The organism is Amycolatopsis sp. SID8362 (assembly GCF_010550475.1).
GTDB lineage: Bacteria > Actinomycetota > Actinomycetes > Mycobacteriales > Pseudonocardiaceae > Amycolatopsis > Amycolatopsis eburnea.
Genome location: NZ_JAAGNB010000949.1, coordinates 1 through 697 on the forward strand (window position 1 = coordinate 1; position 697 = coordinate 697).

Annotated in this window: 2 protein-coding genes; both read right to left on the bottom strand. The window is 77.0% G+C overall.

Annotated features, from left to right (window positions below; genetic code table 11):
* A partial coding sequence (locus tag G3I65_RS29400; protein ID WP_160698979.1) for a type II secretion system F family protein occupies nucleotides 1-441 on the bottom strand: 441 nt, incomplete at its 3' end.
* A partial coding sequence (locus G3I65_RS29405; protein ID WP_375336729.1) for a type II secretion system F family protein occupies nucleotides 438-697 on the bottom strand: 260 nt, incomplete at its 5' end. The genes G3I65_RS29405 and G3I65_RS29400, both read right to left, overlap by 4 nt.

Consider the following 697-nt stretch of genomic DNA (forward strand, 5'->3'; position numbering starts at 1 on the left):
CCACGCCTCTTCCGGGCGCGAACCGAGGGCCAGGTGGCCGGCCGTCGAGCGCAGTGCCTCGGCCGCTGCCGGGGGCGCCGTGCCGGCGACGGCGTCGAGTGCCGAAGGAACCGGCAGCCCCGCTCGCAGGCAGGCCGCGAGGAGGTCGAGTGTTCCCGCGAGCCGGAGCCTGGTCGCGATGTCCGTCGTCGGTGCGCGGGGACGGCGGGCGCGGCGGATGGCCCACCAGCCGGTGGCGGTCACCATCGCGCCCAGCGTCACTCCGGCGACGCCGCCGACGAGCACTGCCGTCGAGACGCCGCCCGCCGCCGTCGCGATGGGACCCAACGAGCGTGGCCACTTCCGGGCGGGCTCGTGAGGCCGGCCGAAGCGACGCGCTGCCGTGTCGTCCGGCCAGATGAACAGGGCCGAGGCGACGAGTACGAGCACGGCGGCGTTCATCGGATGCGCACCTTTCCGGTCAGCGCACGGCACCACGCCGTTCCCGCCCAGAGCAGGACACTGCCGGCGACCAGCAGCAGCCGGCCCGGGGTGCTCCCGGTCAGGACGGACAGCGGGGCCGCGCCCATGGCCTGCCCGAGGAGCAGGCACAGCGCCGGGAGGCCGGTGAGCACCGCCGCGCTCGCCCGGGGCCCGGCCAGCTTCGCGCGCATCCGGCGGGCGAACCCCAGACCCGCTTCGGCGTCGCGGCGGGCCG